7 protein-coding genes and 1 pseudogene are annotated in these 4,726 nt (G+C 40.5%); 3 read left to right on the top strand and 5 right to left on the bottom strand.

Going from position 1 to position 4,726, the window contains the following annotated elements; genetic code table 11:
• From RH85_RS23700 to RH85_RS23415, 3 genes and pseudogenes are all read right to left on the bottom strand, one after another.
• A partial coding sequence (locus RH85_RS23700) for an MbeB family mobilization protein (RefSeq protein WP_420895796.1) occupies positions 1-118 on the bottom strand: 118 nt, incomplete at its 3' end.
• 370 nt (positions 119-488) lie between these two features.
• Positions 489-689, bottom strand: a pseudogene (locus RH85_RS23695) (mobilization relaxase); the annotation flags it as partial.
• Positions 690-795: 106 nt separating this feature from the next.
• Positions 796-993, bottom strand: coding sequence for a MobC family plasmid mobilization relaxosome protein (locus tag RH85_RS23415; protein ID WP_006711474.1), 198 nt, complete (start codon positions 991-993; stop codon positions 796-798).
• Between the two features lie 1,234 nt (positions 994-2,227).
• On the opposite strand from RH85_RS23415, the gene RH85_RS06815 reads away from it, so the two are divergent.
• Positions 2,228-2,506 (top strand): hypothetical protein, encoded by a 279-nt coding sequence (locus RH85_RS06815; protein WP_006711473.1) that lies wholly within the window; start codon positions 2,228-2,230, stop codon positions 2,504-2,506.
• A gap of 76 nt (positions 2,507-2,582) precedes the next feature.
• On the opposite strand, the gene tpx is transcribed toward RH85_RS06815, so the two are convergent.
• A complete protein-coding gene (gene tpx, locus RH85_RS06810) occupies positions 2,583-3,080 on the bottom strand; it encodes a thiol peroxidase (RefSeq protein WP_006711472.1) in 498 nt (165 codons plus the stop codon).
• 187 nt (positions 3,081-3,267) lie between these two features.
• Here tpx and relB point away from each other — a divergent pair, with 187 nt between their 5' ends.
• Complete coding sequence (gene relB, locus RH85_RS06805; RefSeq protein WP_006711471.1) at positions 3,268-3,507, top strand: type II toxin-antitoxin system RelB family antitoxin; 240 nt, start codon at positions 3,268-3,270, stop codon at positions 3,505-3,507.
• Positions 3,497-3,781 (top strand): type II toxin-antitoxin system RelE/ParE family toxin, encoded by a 285-nt coding sequence (locus RH85_RS06800; protein WP_006711470.1) that lies wholly within the window; start codon positions 3,497-3,499, stop codon positions 3,779-3,781. The genes relB and RH85_RS06800 overlap by 11 nt, the downstream gene beginning before the upstream one ends.
• Positions 3,782-4,136: 355 nt before the next feature.
• Here the strand turns inward: RH85_RS06800 and RH85_RS06795 are convergent, their stop codons facing one another.
• On the bottom strand, positions 4,137-4,532 hold the full coding sequence (locus tag RH85_RS06795; RefSeq protein WP_039948785.1) for a hypothetical protein: 396 nt from the start codon (positions 4,530-4,532) through the stop codon (positions 4,137-4,139).
• Positions 4,533-4,726 lie beyond the last annotated feature (194 nt).

The raw sequence follows: 4,726 nt of genomic DNA, 5'->3' as shown, positions 1-4,726 counted from the left end.
CCCGTTTGATAAAATTCTCGTGCCTCTCGAATTCGCTCTTGAGATGCTGCTCTGTATCTTGCGCTTGCTGTTTCGATTTCGCCTCGAAGTCCTGCGCTAAACTCAAAATTTTGCTCATAAATTTGCCCTTTCAATCGAATGTTTCGACCACCATCAGGATCAACAATCGAAATACTTTTCTGAGTTTGCCTCGCCACGGTAAATCCTGCGCCCTCAAGGGCTTTCACCACATATTGTCTGTTCTTTAACTCACCATTGCCAGCAAGAGACAACAAACCATCCGTTAATGCTCTCGCGGCATCTTGTTTTAAATACGGTAGATTGCGTGGTGTCGTCAGCTCTCGCTTATTGATAGGGTCATCTGGGTCGTGTAATTTTAAACGCGCATTCGTCTCTATTTTCCATGCGTTAATTCTTGGCTTATCCGCCTTGTCGAAGTAAGGCTGTAGCCGCTTTCCTGACAATAATTCCACATTAGGGACAACAAAATTAAGCTCCAGTCTTCCCTTATCTCGATGCTCCACCCAAAGGAACGAATATTGATCCGCTTCAAGACCTGGCAACAATGCACTCTCGAAACTAGACATGATGTTGGCTTTAGTCTGCCTATCGAGATCCGATTCATGAAAAGACAACACACCCGACGTGTATTTTTTTGCATAAGGACTCGAATCAATTAACGACTGCATTTCATCAGGATCGCCACGGTCAAGCGTTGCACCGTCACGATTTCGCTCTTTGCCAAGCAAATAATCAACAGGACCAGAACCGCGCCCAGCTCCGCGAGCATGAAATTTAACGATCATCAGCCGTATGCTCCATTCTCATCAAACTAAGCTCACGTTGCAGACTAGATAACGCAGTAATAATGTGTACTCGATCAACAGGCTTCCAATCCTGACTATGAATAGCACGAGCAATTTGATTCAAATTATTCCCCATACCAGCAAGTTGCCTCAATAATGCGGGGTCAACATTGGGATTCGTGAGCACAGTCTAGGTACTTTCGCTCCTAGACTGTGCTCACGAATCCATTCTGCAAGACGAGGTTTGGAACTCCGTTCAACTAAGGCACTGTATTCAGACTCATTAACTCGAATCTTAATAATCTTCTTTCGTGTATCCATGGCTGTTGGTCCTAACCACTTCGTAAAGTTAGCTCGGAACGAGGTCACTTTACGAAGTGGTTAACTGGGGTAAAGGGGCCGTGAGCACCCTTTCCAGCTCACAGATGACCGACAGGAGCGAATGGACTAGGGCACTCTGTGTATGCGGGCTTAAAACAAAAGAGTGTGATTAGATGAGCATAAAAAATAAGCTAGAGAAGAGTAGAAATAGAGATACGGGGACAGTGCCAAAGATTAGCAGAAGATGAATTACCGCTTGCACGGTGTACGGACGCTTCGCTTACTCACACACTGCGCCGAGCGGTGTAGAGGAAGGATGTATAGGTTTATGGAAACGAGCCCTTTCGGCTGCGCCGACCCCTACCCAAATCAGTGTGATTTTAGGTATCATTTTGGTCGCTTTCAGATTGGGATATTTCTCTTACCCTTTCGGGCTGCCCTGCGCTGTGAGTAAGGCTTTCGCCCCCATTCCAGTCTCACAACACTAATCATTTATTCCTTTTCCGCTTATCCCCTCTAGCAGCTACAAGGGGCGAAATTATCGTGCCGAAGCATAGTTTTGATTAGTGCCTTTACCTTCCACCTTTGGAACTTCCCTTGGTCGGTGGATGATGCGCGTCGCTCTGTCCAAAACATCTTGAACCAAACAGAGTGCAGGAGTACTTGAAGTGCTTTAACGATATGGCTATCATGAAAGGACTTACCGACCGTTCAAAATCGTAAGTATTCCGAAATAAACCGCCCGGCAAGGCGGTTTTTTCACATCTAGGGAAAGAGATTAATCCCAAAAGCGATTGATCTCAATGATCCTTTTAACTGGTCATGACTTTCCCAAACAAAAAAGCCACCCAAAAGGGAGGCTTTTTTGTTTCTAAATCTCGGTGCGGATTAAGTGCAATTACGTTAAATACAAAACAAAATCAGCAAAAAATGACCCGAGTAAGCGGTTTTGAATGCAGTCTAGAAAGTGAATAGTTGCGTTTCATGTGGCGGGGCGGAGAGTCTAAAGAAACTAACATGCTCATACACTGGTTGGTGTTGTTATTGGTACCTAAAAACCTTAAAAGGTTATTATTAAAAACTTCAGATAATTACCAATCATGGCACCATTATCAACAAAATGTATAGATTCCACACTACAAAAAGTTCAAGAGTATAAAGAAATCAGCTCAGTCGAATCAAAGGAGCTAGATATAATTTGCCTACTTGTACGCATCTGTGGATTACAAACAAAGAAGATATCAGAAGAAGAGCGTAAGACACTCATCGAACATTCTACAGTACTATTAGAGAGTGAAATGGAATTTACAGAGAAAATGAATATGGATGAGCCAAGAGATATTTTAGCTCACCTTAAAGAGATGCTAACAACTAGCTAAAAACCTCATATTCAAAATAGTTACAGAAAAAACAACTATAAATAGCCCGCAGATAGCGGGCTACTCGATAAGCTAATTAAAAAGCACTCAAGGCTAGTGAGTAATTTGGCTCATCAGTTATCTCTTTAACCAACTCTGAATATGTCACTTTTCCATCAAGATTCACACATACAATTGCACGAGTTGCTAAACCTCTAAGGGCCCCCTCTGGAATTAACACTCCGTAAGTCTCTGCAAACTCTGGGTTACGGAAGGTAGATGCATGTTGAACATTATCAATACCTTCAACTTCACAGAAGCGACCTACAGCAAAAGGTAAATCAGCAGATACACATAAAATAGTTGTATTTTCTAGGTTTGAAGCTTCTTCATTAAATTTCCTAACGCTAGCTGCACAAACAGGGGTATCAACACTAGGGAATATATTAATGATTACGTTCTGACCTTTAAATGATGAAAGTGTCAAATCAGATAAATCCGAAGCTGTTAGAGAAAATTCTGGAGCCAGAGAACCGGCTGTTGGAATAGTTCCTACAACTTTAACAGGGTTTCCTTGAAAAGTGACTTGTTGCATACTTACCTTCTTTTTATATTATATAAGCTCATAAAATCAGAGCGTTAAGTAAAAATAATAAAAACTCAATATTAATTTGGAGTCAATTGAAAAACTGCACATCGGATCAGGTGCGTGTAATTGGCATTATGGTATAATTACTCCTTTGTATTACAATGTACACAAAGAAATACAAAGGAGGTGCAACATGCCATCTATGTCGGTAAGAATTCCTGATGATATCGAGCAAAAGTTAACGCAACTTGCTGAATCAACAGGCAGAACAAAGTCTTGGATAACAAACCAAGCTATTCTAGATTACTTAGAGCGCGAGCTTTGGCAGATAAATGAAATTAAAGAAGCGCTTAGTGAAGCAGACTCAGGGCATTTTGCTAGCACAGGTGATGTAAAAAACGTTTTCTCTAAGTGGGCTGTGAATGCAGATTAAATGGCTTAAAAGAGCCTTAATCAACCTAGAGCAGTCCGCGGAGTATCTACACGAAAACAACTCACGAGCATCACGCAAATTTGTTCAAGAGGTTTATGACTTAACAAACCTCCTAAAAAAAAATCCAGCTATGGGACGTGTAGGCCGTGTATTTGGAACAAGAGAGCTTGTCCTAAATAAATTTCCCTACCTCATACCTTATCGAGTCAAATATAACTGTATTGAGATTTTAAGAGTATTCCCTACTCGCATGTCTCAACCTGAATTCTGGTAGTCATAGTTTGATTCCAATAACGAAAAAGCCTCAGTTTGTGAAGCTTTTTTTGTCTAAATCAGGGTTCGCACTAAGTGCTACTCTGTTTCGTCACATCGATCATATACACACAATAGAAATAATAGTTAACAACACCTTTTAATAGACTTGTATGGCTTTATTACGTAAAAGAATAATCCACTTCACCTTTTATGCCTCAACCCGTGATAAGCCCAGTATAACCTTATCACTTGGTAGATAAATAAAGTGAGCTAAGAGTTTTACCCTGAATTTATGTGCAAGTTCTGTGTGAATTCGCTATTACGCAACAAAGCCAACTTGTATTTATATAATCCAATTCTGAACACCATTAAAATTAAGTTCGAATGAAAACACGAGGAATTCCGGTTTTATCGATATCCGATTGTCTTAACAACGGCGGTCTCTTTACTCTTTGTGCTTCTTCTTTTTCTAACCCTACCGTGATCTCCGCACCGAACCCTAAAGCCCCAGCGCCAAGAGTAAAGTTAATATCTTTATTATCTTTACTTACGTGAAACTTACCATTTCCACCAAGTGGCGTTTTTATGTCAAGATTGAATTTTTTAAATTTAAAACCATCTATTTCATCTTCACAATCAAATGACATTGGTCGTTCTGCTGTTGATCTTAACGAACTTAAGCTTAAAGATAATCTTAAATCTGAACTAAATGATTTTTGTGGTTGACTGAGATTTGGTAATGAATTTGATCTAACAATTGCAAATGGCATAAAACACCTTCCATATATGATATAACCCTGATGCTACAAAAAGGTTTCGGATGTGGCTAGTGAATTACAATGATGCGCATAAAGTGCCATCAACCACCACCTACGCACAATGTGGTTGAGCGTTACGTTAAGTGGTTTGCCGAATACCTAGAGTGCAAGACGACTTAGAACCCATCCCAAAAGGGACTTATTCC

Origin of the sequence: Vibrio ichthyoenteri ATCC 700023 (genome assembly GCF_000222605.1) — a bacterium.
GTDB classification, from domain to species: Bacteria; Pseudomonadota; Gammaproteobacteria; order Enterobacterales; family Vibrionaceae; genus Vibrio; species Vibrio ichthyoenteri.
The sequence above is the reverse complement of the archived record's forward strand: the minus strand, read 5'-3'. Positions and strand labels throughout refer to the sequence as shown.

Excerpts from the sequence above, each read along its gene's own strand:
- RH85_RS06815 (WP_006711473.1), top strand. The coding sequence starts at position 2,228 with ATGGCACCATTATCAACAAAATGTATAGATTCCACACTACAAAAAGTT.
- tpx (WP_006711472.1), bottom strand. The coding sequence starts at position 3,080 with ATGCAACAAGTCACTTTTCAAGGAAACCCTGTTAAAGTTGTAGGAACT.
- relB (WP_006711471.1), top strand. The coding sequence starts at position 3,268 with ATGCCATCTATGTCGGTAAGAATTCCTGATGATATCGAGCAAAAGTTA.
- RH85_RS06800 (WP_006711470.1), top strand. The coding sequence starts at position 3,497 with ATGCAGATTAAATGGCTTAAAAGAGCCTTAATCAACCTAGAGCAGTCC.
- RH85_RS06795 (WP_039948785.1), bottom strand. The coding sequence starts at position 4,532 with ATGCCATTTGCAATTGTTAGATCAAATTCATTACCAAATCTCAGTCAA.